Source organism: Nitratireductor lacus (assembly GCF_056431025.1).
This window is the reverse complement of sequence record NZ_JBWKMB010000006.1, coordinates 112,745-130,491: the sequence shown is the minus strand read 5'-3', so window position 1 is coordinate 130,491 and position 17,747 is coordinate 112,745. Positions and strand designations below refer to the sequence as shown.

Genomic DNA, 17,747 nt, shown 5'->3' with positions numbered 1-17,747 from the left:
TTGGGACGAGGCTCGCACATGAGCCCGCATAATGGGGAAAAGACAGAACCGCAATCCCGTCACAGCGCCGTTCCCTGACGTTATTGGGAAAGGCGGTGTTTTCAGGTCAGTAGCGATGCCTGTTTGACCGCCGTGTCGTCAGCGCATCCACTTCACGACGTACAGCCTTGAGACGGTCGTGGATCTCATCGAAGCGCTCACTGCCTTCATCCTCGCCTTCGTCTTTGGCCCGCTCCGGCGCGTGCTGAGGCATGAGCCCGAAGCCGGGATGAAACGGAACGGGAGCCTGCTGCCACATCGGATAGGGCTGCATCACCGGCATTCCCACCACCTGCGGCATCGGTTGCATCATCGGCATCGGGCCGGGGACCATCATGCCGGGGTGCATCGCCATCTGCGCTGCCGGCCATGCGGGATGGAAAGCAGATGCGGCCACGGTCTGAACTTTCGACGCTGGCTCGGGCTCGGGCATGGGTCGTGGCCGGGGCTCGGGGTCAGGCGGAACACGCTTCCGCGATCGCTCCTTCATCTGCTCGACAAGTTGCTCGCCGTCATCGGTATCGAACGCGTCAACAAACGCCTCCTCGTCCTCCCAATCATGGCTCGCCTGCGCCTTCGAATAACGTTCGTTCGAACGCGGGCGCCAATCCTGCGGATATTCCTGGGAGGCGACGTGTCGACGGCTGCGTTCTTCAATATCGCGCCGGCGTGTGCCACCTCCCGGCGGAGTGGGGTCAGTTTCAGGACCGCCTTCGTCGACATCCTGATTGCCGCTCCAGCCGCCATGATCATATGCCTGCCTCTCGGCCATGTTCTCACGCAGGCTGCGAATTGCGCCTCCCATCGCGCCAAGCCCGACGCCGAACATGAAACCCAGGATCATGCCTGCCATCGCGATCGAAGAACGGGAGGGACCGGTCGGGTCGAGCGGCGGAACCGCCTGCGAAATCACGCTCACATTCGCCGTGTTCAGGCGCTCCTGCTGGCCGGTCTCACGCGCTCTCAACAGCAGGGCTTCGTAGACCGATCGCTTGGCGTTCGCCTCGCGTTCGAGTTCGCGAAGCGTCACCCGCTCTGATTCCAGGTTTCCCTTCTGCACCTTGAGCCGCGCCAATTGGCCGGAGAGATCCTGTTCGAGCTGGACCGCACGCTGCAATTCCACCTGATTGGAGGCCACCACACGGCGCAGCTCGCGCGCGATCTCATCGCGTGCGCCGGCCAGTTCCGCGTCGACGGCCTGCCGATCGGGATGGCGGGGACCGAACCGCACCGCCAGCCGACCCGCCTGTTGCTTCAGGCTCGCGTACTGGGCAAGCAGTTCCGTCATCACCGGCGAGGCCACCTGCTCCGGCAGAGCGCCGCCGAGCACCGTCTCCACATCCAGCGACCGGGCAGCCGCGGCACGCGCATTCAGCTCGGATGTACGCGCCCGCGCGGCCGAGAGTTGCTCGTTGAGACGCAGGATCTCTTCATCGGTGATCAGACGCCCCTGCGCATCGACTATGTCGTTCTTGGCCTTGAATTCTGCGACTTCGCGCTCGGCTTGTTCGACTTCCCTGCGCAATGACTGGAGCTGATCGGTAATATCGCGGTTGGCGCGGCCTGCCGTGGCCGACTGCAATTCGCCATAGGTGGAGAGGAAAACATCCCGCGTGGTCGATGCGATCAACGCAGATTTTTCGGCGTCCTTTGTGGTCGCGCCGATGGTGATGATGAATGTTTTTGCGTTGCGGCCAACATCAAGAGCCTCGAAGAGATTTTCGACTGCAATCGTATGCCGCGCCGACCCTCCATCATCATCGTTGCCGTTGATCAGTGCCGAGATCAGCGCGCGCGGGCTCAACAACAGGCTCAGAACACTGCCACTGCCCGCACCGTTGAATTCCGGATCATCAGCCAGGTCGAGCTCATCCACCACCCTGGAAAGAACATTGCCGGAGGTAATGACCGCAACCTGGTTTTCGATGAGCGCCAGTGTTGCATCGGAGGGTAGACCTCCGCGCGTGAGTTCGCGCTCAACGATCTGCAGATCGCGCGGGTCGAGCAGAAGCTGCGTGGCCGCATAGTACATTTTCGGCGTTGAAAGGGCGATCATCACACCAATCATCGCGCCGATGATCGTGGTCAGGAGGATCAGCCATTTGGCGCGCAGGATCCCGCCGATCACCTGCACGGGATCGATCAATGGCCGCCACACCTGTTCATCTGATGGTCGGCGATGCGCTCGGGGTGCCCGCCGGCGGTGCTCCTGCGCGCGGAGAGGCTCCTCATTCCCGGGCGTGAAGCTTCGTGTCGCCGGTCCTGACAGCGGATGGCGCCTGCTCTCGGCCCGTGGACGCTCTGGCGGAGAAGGCTCCACCTCAGGCAGTGGGAAAAACCGGTCGAGCAGCCGCTTGCGCAGGGATGGCTTTCGCGGCTGCGCTGCTTCAGTACGCGCCGCAGGCTGCCGTTTTACTTCCGCGCGCGCCTCAGGGTCCGTCGCGTGTCTGTGTGCTTCAGCCCGGCGCAGATACGCGTCCGCTGAAGCTGCTCTTTCCCGCCGTGTCTCCTGAGCATCATGCGGCTCCTGTGAGCGAGAGAGGAGCGATCCGCCGCCGCGATCCCTGCGCGCCGAAATCTGCTTTTGCCGCGGCGGTTCCACCGGCTCCTCCTCCGGAGCCTGCATCGACAGCAGCGAACGCACCTGCCCGCCGCTCCGAGGCCTTTTCTTGCTTGGATTGTCGGCGTCGAACATTGTACGCGCAGCTCTCGCTCATGAACGGGGAGCGGGCGCATAAGCCCGCGATTATGTTAACCCAAGCTAAAGAGGCACGGGTAACAAAGAGTTAACGGTAAGCATTTCGAAACAGGTTTTTTGCCGGCGCGGAAAACCGCGGAACAGCGCATTAAGTTTTGTCGGATAGTGTCGCCGCAAACCGCATATCGAAACCAGGCGATCCGGGGTCTTCTCATTTCGTTCCGTGACATCATATCCAGCCGGCGGCAGGTGCTGCGCGACTATCTTGCGGCGATCAGCGGGTCGGCGGGGCGGTTGGTGTTTTCTCTCGCCTATTTTGTCATTCTGGCAAACAGTCTGACGATTGCCGATTTCGGACTGTTTGCCACAGCGTCGGCTGCCGGTGTGATGGTGGGGCGGATCCTTGCGCTGGGCTTCACCGCCACGCTTTATCGCATCGCCACCGTGAAGCGCCGGCTCCTTGGAACCTACGCCGCCGGCTTCCTGCTGCTGGCGCTTGCATCGCTGCCGCTCATAGCGCTCGCGAGCGCGGTTCTGTATCTGATCTTCTTCGCCGGTGATATGCGCGTATTGCCCTTTGCGCTCGTCATCGCTTCCGAGGCGATCGCCTGGCGGCTCACGGAAACCGTGATCGTTGTCAACAACGGTCTCAACCGTTTCGGCCGAGCCGCGACGATCCTCATCGTCAGCGTTGCAATCCGCGCGCTCGCGGCCTTTCTCTTTACATTTCACGCTAGCCACGACCTTGTGAGCTGGACCGTGTTCTACCTCGCGGCCAACAGCGCCGCGCTTGTCTTCTCGCTTGCATTTTACTGTCCCCGGCAGCGACTGCGCATCCGACCGGCACTCTACGGGCGCCGTCTGCCCGACGCGCTTTATGTCGCCGGGGCGGAAGTGCTCTTCTATCTGCAGATGGAGTTCGACAAGCTGCTCGTTCTTGCGATCGGCAACCCGACACTCGCCGGCATCTACGCCATCATCATGCGGCTGGTCGATCTCACCGCGATCCCGATCCGTTCCTTCTCCATGCTGCTCGTTCAGCGCATGATGCGGACGCCGGAAATGCTGAACCGCTGGAGGCTGCGCCTCGGCATCGAGGGCGCGATTTTCGCCATCTCGACACTCGCGCTTGCGGCTCTGGCGCTCATCCTTGTCTACTACCCGACCCTGCTCGGCAGCAATGTTGCGCAGGCCGCTCCACTGGTCATCCTGGCGCTCGCGGTTCCCGGCCTGCGGAACCTGACCGAATACCAGGCCGACCTGCTATTCGCCCGTGGCCAGACCTTCATTCGCGCGGTCAACCTGGCAGTGCTCGCCACCGCCAAGGCCGCACTGCTCTCGCTGGTTCTGAAATCGTTTCATGAAACCAGCGACATCGTCCTTTCGCTGAACGCGGTGTTTGCGGTGCTCTACCTGCTGTCAATGGTGTTGACCTACCGCGCCCTCGCAAGGCCCGCCAGGCGGGTCTGATCCGCCCAGAGCACCGGACCGAAAGTGGAATCCGGTTTTCGGATTATTCCGATGCTCCATCAATGGTCTGGATCGTCCTTTGCGCGTCTGGATGGAGGACGCATGGGGATCTAGCCAATCATGCGGCGGAGCGGTCCAAGATCGGTTTCGATGAATGACTGGATGCCAATCGCCACCTGGTAGGGCTGCATCCTGGCGACGACATCCTCCACCCCGACGGCATCGAGCTCACTGCCGAACCAGAGGACATGACACAGCGCGCGGTCGTCGTGGAAATGCCCCGCGCCCGCAAGCACCTCATCCACATAGCGGCCATAGAGAATGCACTCGGAGAACCGGCGGTCTGCAGCCACTGCCCTGATCCACGGCGTGCCATTCACCTTTTCGATATGCCGCAGCATGCGGACAACCGTGTCGCGGCGCCACGAGATAAGCGTCGTGATGTAATCGTGTTCGGTTTCCTGGCCCGCGGGCAGGCCAAGCGCGCGCGCCGCGTTCGCCGACCAGTCGCGATGGCCGAGATCGACCAGCGATTTCATTCCCCCGTCGCGGCGATAAAGCCGCACCTGCCCGTCCTGCCAGAAGGCACTGCAATCGAAAGGCTTCAGGAACACGACATCGGAATCGCAATAAACCAGGGTCTCTTCCTCAGCCTTCTCGGCAAAAGCGATCCGCCGCAATTGCTGCACATGCCAGCCGCGCAGGGGCGCAAGCCGCGTGCTCAGCCATACATGACGCCGGAAGAAAACGGTGGGATCGCGCACCGCATGGAGCCAGGAGGGCAGGAGATCGCGCTCGTCCACCACCACGCGCCGGTTCGTCTCCAGTGTGCGAAAGCGCTCGACATCGTGTCCGGCCACCAGCAGGTAGTGCCGCTTATGGCCGGTCACAAAGCGATCCATCGTCTCGCAAAGAAGCCGGCAACGATCGAAGTCGCCTGCATAGCTGGGCGTGACGATCGCCGTGCTGTGCTCACCGGCCATGGCTACGCCCCGCCCCGCCTGCCCAGAAACTTCTGCCGAACCACCCGCAGGAGAAAGACGGGATTGCCCACCACATAGCGCCGCCACAGACGCCGCGGCTCCAGCCCCAGACGGAAGAGCCATTCCAGTCGCAGACGCCGCACCCAGACGGGCGCGCGAGGCACTGCGCCGCTCAGAAAATCGAGCAGCGCCCCCACGGCAATCGGCACCGTGCAGTGTTCGGGGCCGATATGATCGGCGATCCACAGTTCCTGGCGCGGCACGCCCATGGCGACGAGCAGCACATGGGGCTTCAACGCCCTGAGACGCGCGAGAATCGCTTCCTCGTCCCGCGCCTCGAAATAGCCATCGTGCAGAAAGACGAATTCATGCTGCGGTGCCTGCTCGGACAGTTTTTCGGCAGCCGCAAGAGCGTTCTCGCGCCGCGCACCGAGCAGGGCGACCGTGAGCTTCTCCTTCTGCCGGCGGAAAAACTCCGGCACGAAGTCCGTCCCGTTCAGATTGTCGGGGAATGGCTCGCCGTAGAGCATCCGGGAGGCGATGTCGACGCCGATACCGTCTGCGAGCACCAGGAACCCCGGCAGTGCCTCACGAAAACGCGCATCGGCGACGGCCACATTGGCATTGTGCGCGTTGAGAAACGTGACGGGCATAAACCGGCGGGCGGCAATGTTTTCAGCCAGCAGGGCCATCGCGCCATCCCGGCTGATGACCGACACATCCGTCCCCAGGACGTCGCGCCGCGGATAAGCCGCATGCGCACAATTTGGTGCAGCAACGTTCATGCCGCTTTATCCCGCCGGTTGAAACCAGCCTGATCAAGCCCATGAAGAATGGCCGTGTCCAGCGCTTTGCGCTGCGCCATATGGAAGGCACGCCCGTCAAGATCGACGGGATTCTTCGCCGCATGCACCAGCGCTTCGGCGAAGGCGCGCGGATCATCGGCCACGATGCAGTTTTCCGGCTTGTGAGAAATGCCGCGCAGCGCGCTCTGCGTCGCCACGCTCGGCAGGCCGAGTTCGAATGTTTCGATGGTCTTGAGCTGCACGCCCGTGCCGGCACGGCTGATCAGGGGCACCACCCTGCCGCCGCGCACGAACTCCACCGCATCCGGCACACGCCCGACGAAAGTCACACGTCCGTGCCTTTGCGCGAGATCTGCCGGGGCATCGCCCGCCACCGCGATGCGGAAGCCCTCGGGGAGATGCGGAACCACCTCTTCCAGAAACCAGTCGAGGCCGATCCGGTTCGGCGCCCAGCTCCATGTGCCGATGAGCGCCGCGTCGTGGGTCGTCTGGCGCTCACCCAGCCCGGAACCGGCCGGCTCGTGCGCCACAAGCGGCAGAACCGCCGAACGCCTGTCATCGTCCACGCCCAGAAGCCGCCGGTCCTCTTCAGAGAGCGTATAGACAAAACGTGCCCGCGCACAAAGGTCCGTTTCCAGCGCCTTCAAAAGACGCGCCTCGCGGCGAAACATGAAGCGCCCCACCAGCCCGCGCGCGGCATCAGCACTCTGCCGGGCGGAAAGATGTTCCACATTGTGCGCCACATAGATGCACGGCAGGCCGGCAAAGACCTGACGAAACGCACCGGCGAACTGCACGGAATTGAAGATCACGCCATCAACCCGCCCGAACCCTTCCAGCGCCCTGCGAACATCTCCGGGCGAGGCCCGCAGCATCTTGGCGGACGAAAACGTCATGCCCCGCATCATCGCTCCGGCCAGCCAGCCGAGCTTCGTCAGCCCGCTGGCGGCTTCGGTACGCGGCTCAAGCTCTCCAAGAACCACCGTGCCGTCGGCGATTTGTCGTTTCTCGCGCCCCTTCCAGGCGAACCCCATGACGGACATCCGGCAGCCGGCCCGCGTGAGCGCGTCGAGGACGGCCGCATTGGCGATCTCGTAGCCGCTCTTTGGCGTTCCGTCGGGAACCATGGATGTCGCAAAAATCAGATGCATGCACTTTTCCTGTTTGGATTGTTTTTTCAAACAGCAATGAACTCTTGATTAAGGAGACGGGGCCATCGGCCACTTTTCGCGGGCATAGCACCATCTGCCTCCCGCAAAAACCAGCCGTATTTAACGCCGCCTTAATCGCCAGCACTGCTTATGAGGAGCGAAAAAGGGGGTTGGCGGGATCGTGACGGAAAGCCACGCGGAAAAATCGGTTTCAGTGGTCGCGCGCACGCCATCGCTTGCCGCGCAGGCCATTGCATGCGTTGTAACGGTTCCAACGTTCAAACGGCCGGAGCAACTGTTGAACACGTTGCACTCGCTTGCCTCCCAGGCCACCGAGCGCCCCTTTGCCGTCATCGTCATGGAAAATGAGGCCGGAGAGCGCGCCGGAGCCAACGCCGCCGCACCGCTTTTTGCCGATGGAACCCTCAACGGCCTCGTGATCATCGCCCACAAGCGGGGCAATTGCTGCGCCTACAATGCCGGCTGGGAAACGGCCCTCACCGAATTCCCGAACTTCCGCCATCTCGCCGTTATCGACGATGACGAACTGGCATCCCCGCACTGGCTGGAGAATCTCTGTGCCACGGCCGAGCGCTTCGAGGCCGATATCGTTGGCGGCCCGCAGGTGCCCGTCTTTGCAAAGCCCGCTCACGAGCGCTGGGCCAGCCATCCCGTCTTCGCCCCGCCCTATGATGAAACCGGCCCTGTTTCGGCTCTGTACTCATCAGGCAATCTGCTCGTGTCGCGGCGGGTTCTGGAGGCGATGCCGCGCCCTTTTCTCGACCTTCGTTTCAATTTCATGGGCGGGGGCGATTCGGATTTTCTAAGCCGCGCCAGCGAGAAAGGCTTCCGCCTCGCCTGGTCGGCGGAGGCCGAGACACAGGAGATTGTGCCGGCGCGCCGCGTCGAGCGGGACTGGATTCGCGCCCGTGCGCTGCGCAATGGCGTCATCTCCACGCTTGTCGAGAAGAAGAAGCGGCGAGATCAGGGCTTTGGCAAAATGCGGGTCTTCGTAAAGAGCCTCGCGCTGCTCGCCGCCTCGCCGTTTCGCGGTGCGCTCCGCCTTGCCGCGACGGGCTCCGTCTCCACGGCCATGTATCCCGTCTATGTGGGGCTCGGCCGCGTCATGGCCGAATTCGGCTATGCCAACGAGCAATATCGCGAGCCGGAGAAGAATTAACCTCGCAGACGGTCGACTTCCCAACGCCGATTGTGTATCGCTCCCCTCCCCCAAATCGAACCACATTCCGGCAAGGATAGTCTCATGCGAGCGCTCAGCGGCGGCATCGACTTCGGCACGTCGAATTCCACAGTGGGCTTCATGGAGAACGGCGCGCCCCGCCTGATCGCGCTCGAAGCGGGCGAGGTCACCATGCCGAGCGCCGTGTTCTTCAGTTTCGAAGATGACCGCACCTATTTCGGACGGGGTGCCGTGAGCCGCTACACGGAGAATGTGGAGGGTCGCCTCCTGCGGGCGCTCAAGAGCGTTCTGGGCTCATCGCTCATCCATGAAAAAACGCGCATAAAGGCGCATTCCATCGCATTTTCCGACATTATCGGCTCTTTTCTGCATTTCCTGAAAGACAATCTGGAAAACCACCTTGGCGGCCCGGTGGACAACATGGTGCTTGGACGCCCGGTGCAGTTTGTCGATGACAATCCGGAAGCCGACAGGCGCGCGCAGGACGAACTGGAAAAGGCCGCGCAGCGCCGCGGCTTCGCCCATATCGAGTTCCAGTTCGAGCCGATTGCAGCCGCCCTCGATTATGAGCAGCAGGTTGACCGCGAAGAACTCGCACTCATCGTCGACATCGGCGGCGGCACGTCCGACTTTTCCATCGTCCGCGTCTCGTCCGACCGTGCGAAACAGGCAGACCGCAAGGAGGATATTCTCGCAAACCATGGTGTGCATATCGGCGGTACGGATTTCGACCGGCTTTTAAGCCTCGCCCGCCTGATGCCGGAATTCGGCTATCGCACGCAGACGAAAGACGGCAAACGCTTTCTGCCGGCAGGCTACTTCAACGATCTGGCCACCTGGCAGCGCATTCACATGCTCTACACCAACAGGTCCATGACCGATCTGAAGCAGATCCGCTATGAGGCCGCCCGGCCCGAACTGGTCGAGCGTATGATCGACGTGGTCGCCAACCGGCAGGGCCATGCGGCAGTCGGTGCGGTGGAACGGGCAAAGATTGCCCTCACGGACGAAACCGAAAGCGCCATCAATCTGCGGCTTACCGACGAGACGCTCGACCTGCCGGTCACCCGCGACCAGCTGAACGACGCCATTTCCGCCACCGTGGACCGGGTTCAGAAAGCGGTTTCGGAAACCCTTGTCCATGCCGGCATCGCGTCCGAACAGATCACCGCCCTCTTCCTCACCGGCGGTTCCTCTGCCATCCCGCTCCTGCGCGAGAATGTCCTGCGCATGCTACCCGCTGCGTCCGTTGTCGAAGGCGACATGTTCGGTTCCGTCGGGCGCGGCCTGGCGCTGGATGCGGGCCGCCGGTTCGGCGTTTAAGCTGATCAGAATGCGGGCCGTTGGCCCGGCCCGCATGCCTGTTCTGGTTCAGCCCCGCCCTCGCAACCGCATTAACGCAAGAAGCGTAACCGCGACCATGACGGTTACATAGGCAAACAACGGCCAGGCCGTGGCCCCATCGAGCGCGACAATAAAGACCGTCCCGACAAAGCCGACGATCAGACTCTGTATGCAGAAATGGAGGGCGACCGCCGTTCCCGCCATATCGCCGAAATCCTTCAGAGCCCCGTTGGCGGTGACAGAGGTCGTGAAGACGATCCCCATTGCCATCAGCCACATCGGCAGGATGAAGGACAGGAAGGATGGCGGCAGGCACAGTTCGCCGGCAAGAAGCAGGAACGCACCCAGCAGCATGGTGGCCATACCGCGCATGACACTGCCGGCGATCCCCCACTGTTCAGTAAAATGCGCGGCGAAGCGGGCCGTCGCCATCATCACGAACGCGACGGTCGCAAAGGCGAGACTGAAATCAAACCCGGAATAGCCTGCCTTCTCGATAAGCACGCGCGGAGCGGTGGAAAAGAACACGAAGAATGTGCCCATCGCCGCTCCGAAAGCGAGCGTATAGGTCCAGAATGGCAGGCTGCACAGCATCGGACCGAAGGAGACCCTGCGCGCGCCCTCATCGCGCGGCCGTGTCTCGTGCCATCCGGCGAGCGCCCACACAAGCATCGCTATCGCGGGAGCGGCAAGTGTGACAAATATCCCGCGCCAGCCGATGCTTTCGGCGATCAGCGCACCGACAATCGGGCCGAACGCCGGAACGCAGGCGAGCATCGCGTTCAGAAGGCTGTAGACCACGGCACTTTCGGGCCGTCCGGCGTAAACGTCCCGAACGGTCGCGAAGAGCGCCACCAGCATCGCCGAAGCGCCTGCGGCCTGCGTCAGCCGCAGGGCAAGGAACAGCGTGGCCGATGAGGTTGCCGCAAGCGCCAGCGATGTCACGGCAAAAAGCAGTGCTCCACCCAGAAGGACCGGCCTCCGGCCCCAGCGGTCCGACAGGGGACCGAACACGATCTGCCCCAGGCCGAGCATGATCATGTAGAGTGTGAGGGTCAGTTGTATCGTGGCCGGCGTGGTACCGAGAATTGCCGGCATTGCCGGAACGACCGGCAGGTAGACATCCATGCCGAGCGAGGCGAGGATGTTGAAAGGCGCAAGCAGCGCGAGCGCCACCGGCAGGCTGTAACTCCACAGCTGTTGATTTCTATTAGGCATGACAAAGCACCCGTCAAATGAAAGACATCTGGCGGCGCCTGCAGTTCATGGAGATTTTCAAGGGAACCCGGACAGGCAGCCGCAACAACAGAAAAAGTCGCTGCGGCTTATTTGCGTGCTTTCTTGGCGCTCATGGTTCGGCCCTGTGTCCGGTGGTTGATCAATTGCGAGATCGCGCTTTAGCAAACCCTCCCCCTGGCCGCAAACGGGAATTTCACTGTGCAGACCTCGCAGCCGTTGCATTCCCCGCCTGCACGCGGCATTCATTTGCGGTCATCAAGGGAGAAGTTTCATGGGCAAATCGGTCATCCTCGTCGGCTGCGGCAATATGGGTTACGCCATGCTGAAGGGCTGGATCGCCGCGGGCAAGCTGGCCTCGAAGGACGCCACCGTCATAGAGCCGAACGAGGGACTGCGCGCACGCGCCGCGGCGCTGGGTGTCACGGTCGCGGAAAGCGTCGACGAGCTTGCCGCCGGGGCGGACATGATTATGTTCGCCGTCAAGCCGCAGGTCATTCGCGACATCGCCCCCGCCTATGCCCGTTTTGCCGACAAGGCCACCTTCGTCAGCGTTCTTGCCGGCACCGGCACGGCCACCTTCGAGGAAATTCTTGGCCGTCATGCCGCGATCATGCGCTGCATGCCCAACACGCCGGCCGCCATCGGCAAGGGCATGATGGTGCTCTTCTCCAACCGCAATGTGACCGGCGAGGCAAAAGCCTTCGCCGGGGAGCTGCTTGGGACCAGTGGCGCGGTCACCACCATCGAAAATGAAGAGCTGATGGACGCCGTCACCGCCGTTTCCGGCTCCGGTCCGGCTTACGTCTTCCACTTCATCGAATGCCTGACTGCTGCCGGTGAGAAGGCCGGCCTGCCTGCGGAAACCGCGAAGCTTCTTGCCATGCAGACGGTTTTCGGTGCGGCCTCTCTGGCGAAAGAGAGCGACGATGAGCCCGGCAAGCTGCGCGAGCAGGTGACGAGCCCCAACGGCACCACCGCCGCCGCGCTCTCCGTTTTCATGGATGAAAACCGCCTTCTCGATCTGGTCAGCGACGCCGTCGACGCCGCCAAGAAGCGCTCCATCGAACTGGGGAAGTAGAGGATCGGCGCAGGCCCTGGCGCTTGCCCCTCATCCGCCTGCCGGCACCTTCTCCCCGCCAGCGGGGAGAAGGAAGAAAATCCGAAAGGGAAGCGCCAGTTTCAAACCTCCCCCCAAGCAACCCGCATGGCGCCGCCTTGCCTTCTCTCCGCAGACAGGGAGATGGGACATCAAAGGTGACACGCCTTCCGGTTACGACGCGCTTCCTTCTCCCCGCCTGCGGGGAGAAGGTGCCGGCAGGCGGATGAGGGGCGAGCGCCCCACGCATCACCCTTCGCCGAACACCATCGCATCCTGCCGCGCCCTGAGCGCCACCAGCCGCGAAGCCGCATCGGGCGCAACATTCGCATAGGTCAGAAGCGCGCCCTTCTTCACCGGGGCCGTCACCGTGCCGCCCTCCAGCAACCCGCATGGCACGGCCTTCGCCGTGCGCGCCTCTTCCGCCGTCATGATCCATGAGCGGTAGGAATATTCGCCGATGGCGTCGAGCCGGTCGCCCGGGTTCAGATCCTTCTTCGCCACCGCACAGACTTCCGCAACCGGCCTGTCGAGCGGCACCATGTCCGCCTTGTTGTAGAGCACGGCGCGCGCGCAGGTAAGCGGCACTTCCAGCGAGGTCAGGTGATAGGGCCGGAAGAAGGTGTAATACGGCCCCTCGCCAAGCTTCAGATCGTTCATGCGCTCGCGCAGGCGCGGATGATCCATCTCCGCCACCACGAACACGCCCGGCGCAACACCCTTGCCGACCGTGAAATCGACGCAGCCTTTTTTCGAGAGCACGCCGCCATCGGCAATCGGGCAGAGAACGCTTGAAAGCGCCTCGCGGCTTGCCGCCGGGCCATGCATGCCCGGCCTGTCCGGCACGAGGCCCGTGGCATTGGCGATGGCCGCCATCTCCACCATCGTCTTGGAGCCGTCGACGAACTCGACCAGCATGCGCACATTCATGTTGCGCCGTTCCGCCTCCTCGGCGTAGTCGTCCGGCACAGCGTCGATGTTGAGCGGGTTGTTCTTGCCCTTGCCGGCGGCAACGATGTCGTGCCCCATGGCCGAGACGAACTCGATCAGCTCCATGCAGGAAGACGGCTCGTCGCCCGCGCCCAGCGAATAGGTCACGCCCAGCCGCGCCGCTTCGCGCTTCAGATAAGCGCCAATGGTCACGTCGGCCTCGACATTCATCATGACGAGATGCTTGCCCGCCTCCATGGCTGAAAGCCCGATCTCCGCGCCCACCGCCGGCTTGCCCGTGGCGTCGATCACCACGTCCACCAGATCGTTTTCGGAAACCAGCCGGGAATCGCCCGAAAGCGCTGTCTTTCCGGCGCGGATCGCGTCGCTGATCGCGCCTGCCGTTTCAGCCTCCACCGCGCTCTCGGCAGCGCGTCCGGCAATCTCGATGGCCTTTGCAGCGCGTTCAGGCCGCGTGTCGGCAATGGCCGCCACCTCGATGCCCTTCATGCGCGCCACCTGCGTGACGATGTCCGTGCCCATCTCGCCGCAGCCGATCAGGCCGATGCGCACCGGCCGCCCCTCTTCCGCCCGCTGCTCAAGATCGCGCGCAAGACCCGTAAGCGCCACATTCGTCATCCGATGTCCTCCTCGTTTGGCGACCGAGATAGAAGCGGCCCGGCGCGGTATGTCAACCGGTCTTCACCTGCACCGGAACCGGACTGTTTTTCTTGATATCTTTCAGAACAAGGTTGGTGCGCACATTGGCGATGCCCGGCAGGCGGAACAGGAAATCTTCCAGAAACCGGTTATAAGCCGCCAGGTCGCGGCACACGACGCGCAGATGATAATCCGCCTCTCCCGTCGTGGAGTAGCAGTCGAGCACTTCGGGCCGCCGCCGCGTCTCGGCGATGAACGTATCCACATGCCGGTGGTCATGCCGCGTCAGCGACACATGCACGATGGCCTGAAAACCGAGCCCCGCCTTCTCCACGTCCAGCAGAGCCGCATATTGCGTGATCAGCCCCGCTTCCTCCAGCGCCTTCACCCGCCGCCAGCAGGCCGAAGCCGACATGCCGGCCCGCTCCGCCAGTTCCTGGTTCGAGAGCCGGCAATTCGCCTGAAGCGCGTCCAGAAGCTTCTTGTCCTGTTCGTTCAGCTTTTCGGGCATAGGTCTAAATCCTGAAAAATTATCCGATACACCCATACATATCGGACAATTCTTCCAGAAACCAAATTCCAATCGCCAAATCTGGCACAAAATTCCACCTCTGCCGGTTTAGAATTCTTCCAGTCTGCACTGGAGGAATTGCATGACCGTCCAACCCAAGGCCAGCGAACTCGCGCGCTATCAGCTCGAGGACCGCTACACCCAGGAAAAGGGCCGCGTGTTCATGACCGGCACGCAGGCGCTCGTGCGCGCCGTTCTCGATCAGGCGCGCCGCGACCGCGCGAGCGGCCTTAACACGGCAGGTTTCATCTCCGGCTATCGCGGATCGCCGCTGGGCGCGCTCGACCTGGAGCTATGGAAGGCGAAAGAGCGGCTCGACGCCGCCCGCATCGAATTCCTCCCCGCCGTCAACGAAGATCTCGCCGCCACCGCCGTGCTCGGCAGCCAGCAGGTGGAGACCAATCCGAAGCGCGAGGTCGAAGGCGTTTTCGGCCTCTGGTATGGCAAGGGCCCCGGCGTCGACCGCTCGGGCGATGCGCTGAAGCATGGCAACGCCTATGGCTCCTCGCCCCATGGCGGTGTGCTGGTGGTTGCCGGCGACGATCACGGCTGCGTCTCCTCCTCCATGCCGCACCAGTCGGACGTCGCCTTCATGGCGTGGTTCATGCCGACGCTCAATCCCGCCAGCGTGTCGGAGTATCTGGCCTTCGCAGAATATGGCTACGCGCTGTCGCGCTTCTCGGGCATGTGGGTCGGTTTCAAGGCCATCTCGGAAACGGTGGAATCGGCAGCCTCCATCGAAATCCCCGCCCCCCGCGTGTTTGCCACACCCGATTTCACCCCGCCTCCCGGCGGGCTCCACTATCGCTGGCCGGACCTTCCTGGCCCGCAGATCGAGGAGCGCATGGAGGCGAAGAAGCACGCCGTGCTGGCGTTTGCCGAAGCCAATCCCATCGACCGCCACATCTATGACGTGAAGGATGCCCGTTTCGGCATCGTCACCACCGGCAAGGCCCATCTCGACCTCATGGAGGCGCTGCGTCTTCTGGGCGTCGGCGAAGCCGAATGCCGGCAGCTCGGCATCGACATCTACAAGGTCGGCATGGTGTGGCCGCTCGCCTGCCGCGCAGCACTCGACTTCGTGAAAGACAAAGAAGAAGTCCTCGTCATCGAGGAAAAACGCGGCATCGTCGAAAGCCAGTTCAAGGAATATTTCTACGACTGGCCCGGCCACAAGCCGCACGCCATGGTGGGCAAACGCGACGAGGATGGCGAACGCCTCGTGCCGTGGACCGGCGAACTTTCGCCACGCCTGCTTCTGCCCATCGTCGCCCGGCGGCTCGAAGGCATTTTCCCCGGAAACGGTTTCGTGGCTCGCGCTGAAGAAATCCTCGCAGCACCGGCCATTTCGCTTCAGGTGGAAGGCGCGACCCGAACCCCCTATTTCTGCTCCGGCTGCCCGCACAACACCTCGACCAAGGTGCCCGATGGGTCCGAGGCGCTGGCCGGCATCGGCTGTCACTTCATGGCAAGCTGGATGGACCGCAACACCACCTCGCTGATCCAGATGGGCGGCGAGGGCGTGAACTGGGCAGCCTCCTCGCTCTTTACCGGCAAGAACCACGTCTTCCAGAATCTCGGCGAAGGCACCTGGTATCACTCCGGCTCCATGGCCGTGCGGCAGGCGATTGCCGCAAAGGCCAACATCACCTTCAAGATCCTCTACAACGACGCCGTCGCCATGACCGGCGGCCAGCCGGTGGACGGTCCCGTCAGCGTTCAGGCGATTGCCCACGCCTCGCGCGCCGAGGGTGTGGAGCGCTTAGCGCTCGTCTCCGATCACCCGGACAAGTTCCAGCCTGGCGAACTGCCGGCCGGTACCACCATCCATCACCGCCGCGAGATGGACGCCGTCCAGCGCGAGCTGCGCGAGGTGAAGGGTGTCTCGGTCCTCATCTATGAGCAGACCTGCGCCACCGAGAAGCGCCGCCGCCGCAAGCGCGGCCAGATGGAAGACCCGAAGAAATTCGTCGTCATCAACGACCTCGTCTGCGAGGGCTGCGGCGACTGTTCGGTGGAGTCCAACTGCCTCTCCGTCGAGCCGCTCGAAACCGAGTTCGGCACCAAGCGCAAGATCAACCAGTCGTCCTGCAACAAGGACTTCTCCTGCGTGAACGGCTTCTGCCCGAGCTTCGTCACCATCGAAGGTGCAACCCGCAAAAAGCGCTCCGGCATGGAGATCGACCTGACACGGCTTGCCGCTGGCCTCCCCGATCCGGAGCCTGCTGCTCTCGACAAGCCCTTCGACCTGATGATCACCGGCGTCGGCGGCACCGGCGTCGTCACGGTTGGCGCGCTCATCACCATGGCTGCGCATCTGGAGGGCAAGGGCTCCAGCGTGCTCGACTTCACGGGCTTTGCCCAAAAGTTCGGGCCGGTGCTCTCCTATGTCCGGCTGGCGTCATCACCCGACGCCATTCATCAGGTGCGCATTGACCGGGGCGCCGCCGACGCCCTGATCGGCTGCGACATTGTCGTGTCGTCCTCCCCCAAGGCGTCGGCCAGCTACCGTCCCGGCATGCGCGCGGTGGTGAACCTTGCCGAGATGCCCACCGGCGATATCGTGCGCAAGCGCGATGCGAGCCTTCGCGTCGACCGGCGGCTTGCCGCAATCGAAGGCGTGACGGGCAAGGATGCGCTCGCTGCCATGGACGCCAACCGTCTTTCCGAAAAGCTCATGGGCGACACGGTGTTCGCCAATGTGATGATGCTTGGCTTCGCCTGGCAGAAGGGCCTCGTGCCCGTCTCGCTCAATGCGCTCACCCAGGCCATCGTGCTCAACGGCGTCGCCATTGAGAAGAACCACCGCGCCTTCCTCATCGGTCGTCTGGCGGCAGAAAAGCCTGACGCGCTGAAGGGCCTGCTCGACCCGAAACCGCAGACCGACGGAACGCTCGACGCGATCGTCACCCGCCGCGAGGCCTTCCTGACCGACTATCAGAACACGGCCTATGCCGCGCGCTACCGCCGTCTGGTGGATCGCGTTCGTGCCGCCGAAGCGCCGCTGGGCAATGATGCCGTCAGCCGGGCCGTCGCCCGCTCCCTGTTCAAGCTGATGGCCTACAAGGATGAATACGAAGTCGCGCGGCTCCACACTGAAACGGGCTTTTCTGCCCGCATCGCAGACGAGTTCGAGGGCGACTATCGCATCGTGCACCATCTCGCCCCGCCCTTCCTTGCTTCCGGCAGTGACGCGCGCGGACGGCCGCTCAAGCGCGAGTTCGGCCCCTGGGTGCGCCTGCCGTTCCGCATGCTCGCCCGCATGAAACGCCTGCGCGGTACCGTCTTCGATCCGTTCGGCTACACCGCCGAGCGGCGCATGGAGCGCGAACTGATCGGATGGTACGAGGCGCATGTGGAGAAGGCGCTTTCAAAACTCGACGCCGGCAATGCGGCAGAACTTGCCGAGACGCTTGCATTGCCGATGCAGATCCGCGGCTACGGCCCGGTGAAAGAGGAAGCCGCAAAGCGCATCCGCGAAGAGGTGGATGCGCGTCTTTAGGCACAGCCCGATAGTCCCCCCTCCCTCCCCGCTCCTTCGTTGTCCTCGGGCCCGACC

General features: G+C 63.1%; 12 protein-coding genes. 5 read left to right on the top strand and 7 right to left on the bottom strand.

Annotated elements, in window-relative coordinates; translation table 11 throughout:
• Positions 1–106: 106 nt before the first annotated feature.
• Positions 107–2,185: a GumC family protein gene (locus AC07E3_RS07005; RefSeq protein ID WP_478360854.1), complete on the bottom strand. Its 2,079-nt coding sequence runs from the start codon at positions 2,183–2,185 to the stop codon at positions 107–109.
• Positions 2,186–2,986: 801 nt separating this feature from the next.
• Between AC07E3_RS07005 and AC07E3_RS07000 the strand changes: the two genes are divergently transcribed.
• On the top strand, positions 2,987–4,207 hold the full coding sequence (locus AC07E3_RS07000; protein WP_478360852.1) for a lipopolysaccharide biosynthesis protein: 1,221 nt from the start codon (positions 2,987–2,989) through the stop codon (positions 4,205–4,207).
• 110 nt (positions 4,208–4,317) lie between these two features.
• Here the strand turns inward: AC07E3_RS07000 and AC07E3_RS06995 are convergent, their stop codons facing one another.
• Genes AC07E3_RS06995 through AC07E3_RS06985 form a run of 3 tightly spaced genes read right to left on the bottom strand, consistent with a single transcriptional unit; the run spans position 4,318 to position 7,147 of the window.
• Entirely contained in the window at positions 4,318–5,190 is an 873-nt protein-coding gene (locus AC07E3_RS06995) for a DUF6492 family protein (protein ID WP_478360850.1), read from the bottom strand.
• A gap of 2 nt (positions 5,191–5,192) precedes the next feature.
• Positions 5,193–5,975 carry a WecB/TagA/CpsF family glycosyltransferase gene (locus AC07E3_RS06990; RefSeq protein ID WP_478360848.1) on the bottom strand — a complete coding sequence of 261 codons (783 nt, stop codon included), beginning with the start codon at positions 5,973–5,975 and terminating at the stop codon, positions 5,193–5,195.
• Positions 5,972–7,147 (bottom strand): glycosyltransferase, encoded by a 1,176-nt coding sequence (locus AC07E3_RS06985; RefSeq protein WP_478360846.1) that lies wholly within the window; start codon positions 7,145–7,147, stop codon positions 5,972–5,974. The genes AC07E3_RS06990 and AC07E3_RS06985 overlap by 4 nt, the downstream gene beginning before the upstream one ends.
• 181 nt (positions 7,148–7,328) lie before the next feature.
• On the opposite strand from AC07E3_RS06985, the gene AC07E3_RS06980 reads away from it, so the two are divergent.
• Together AC07E3_RS06980 and AC07E3_RS06975 are read left to right on the top strand one after the other, a co-directional pair.
• A complete protein-coding gene (locus AC07E3_RS06980) occupies positions 7,329–8,327 on the top strand; it encodes a glycosyltransferase family 2 protein (RefSeq protein WP_478360844.1) in 999 nt (332 codons plus the stop codon).
• A gap of 84 nt (positions 8,328–8,411) precedes the next feature.
• A complete protein-coding gene (locus AC07E3_RS06975; protein ID WP_478360843.1) occupies positions 8,412–9,671 on the top strand; it encodes an Hsp70 family protein in 1,260 nt (419 codons plus the stop codon).
• A 48-nt stretch (positions 9,672–9,719) separates the two neighbouring features.
• Here the strand turns inward: AC07E3_RS06975 and cml are convergent, their stop codons facing one another.
• Positions 9,720–10,910, bottom strand: a complete 1,191-nt coding sequence (gene cml / locus AC07E3_RS06970) for a CmlA/FloR family chloramphenicol efflux MFS transporter (RefSeq protein WP_478360841.1) — start codon at positions 10,908–10,910, stop codon at positions 9,720–9,722.
• 292 nt (positions 10,911–11,202) lie between these two features.
• Here cml and proC point away from each other — a divergent pair, with 292 nt between their 5' ends.
• The gene (proC, locus tag AC07E3_RS06965) at positions 11,203–12,009 is read left to right on the top strand and encodes a pyrroline-5-carboxylate reductase (RefSeq protein WP_336067080.1); all 807 of its coding nucleotides are present in this window, start codon (positions 11,203–11,205) and stop codon (positions 12,007–12,009) included.
• Positions 12,010–12,276: 267 nt separating this feature from the next.
• Here the strand turns inward: proC and AC07E3_RS06960 are convergent, their stop codons facing one another.
• Both AC07E3_RS06960 and AC07E3_RS06955 read right to left on the bottom strand, forming a co-directional pair.
• The gene (locus AC07E3_RS06960) at positions 12,277–13,596 is read right to left on the bottom strand and encodes an NAD(P)H-dependent oxidoreductase (RefSeq protein WP_478360838.1); all 1,320 of its coding nucleotides are present in this window, start codon (positions 13,594–13,596) and stop codon (positions 12,277–12,279) included.
• Positions 13,597–13,648: 52 nt separating this feature from the next.
• Positions 13,649–14,128, bottom strand: a complete 480-nt coding sequence (locus tag AC07E3_RS06955; RefSeq protein WP_336067086.1) for an Lrp/AsnC family transcriptional regulator — start codon at positions 14,126–14,128, stop codon at positions 13,649–13,651.
• 142 nt (positions 14,129–14,270) lie between these two features.
• On the opposite strand from AC07E3_RS06955, the gene AC07E3_RS06950 reads away from it, so the two are divergent.
• Positions 14,271–17,690 carry an indolepyruvate ferredoxin oxidoreductase family protein gene (locus AC07E3_RS06950; RefSeq protein ID WP_478360836.1) on the top strand — a complete coding sequence of 1,140 codons (3,420 nt, stop codon included), beginning with the start codon at positions 14,271–14,273 and terminating at the stop codon, positions 17,688–17,690.
• The last annotated feature ends 57 nt before the right edge of the window (positions 17,691–17,747 follow it).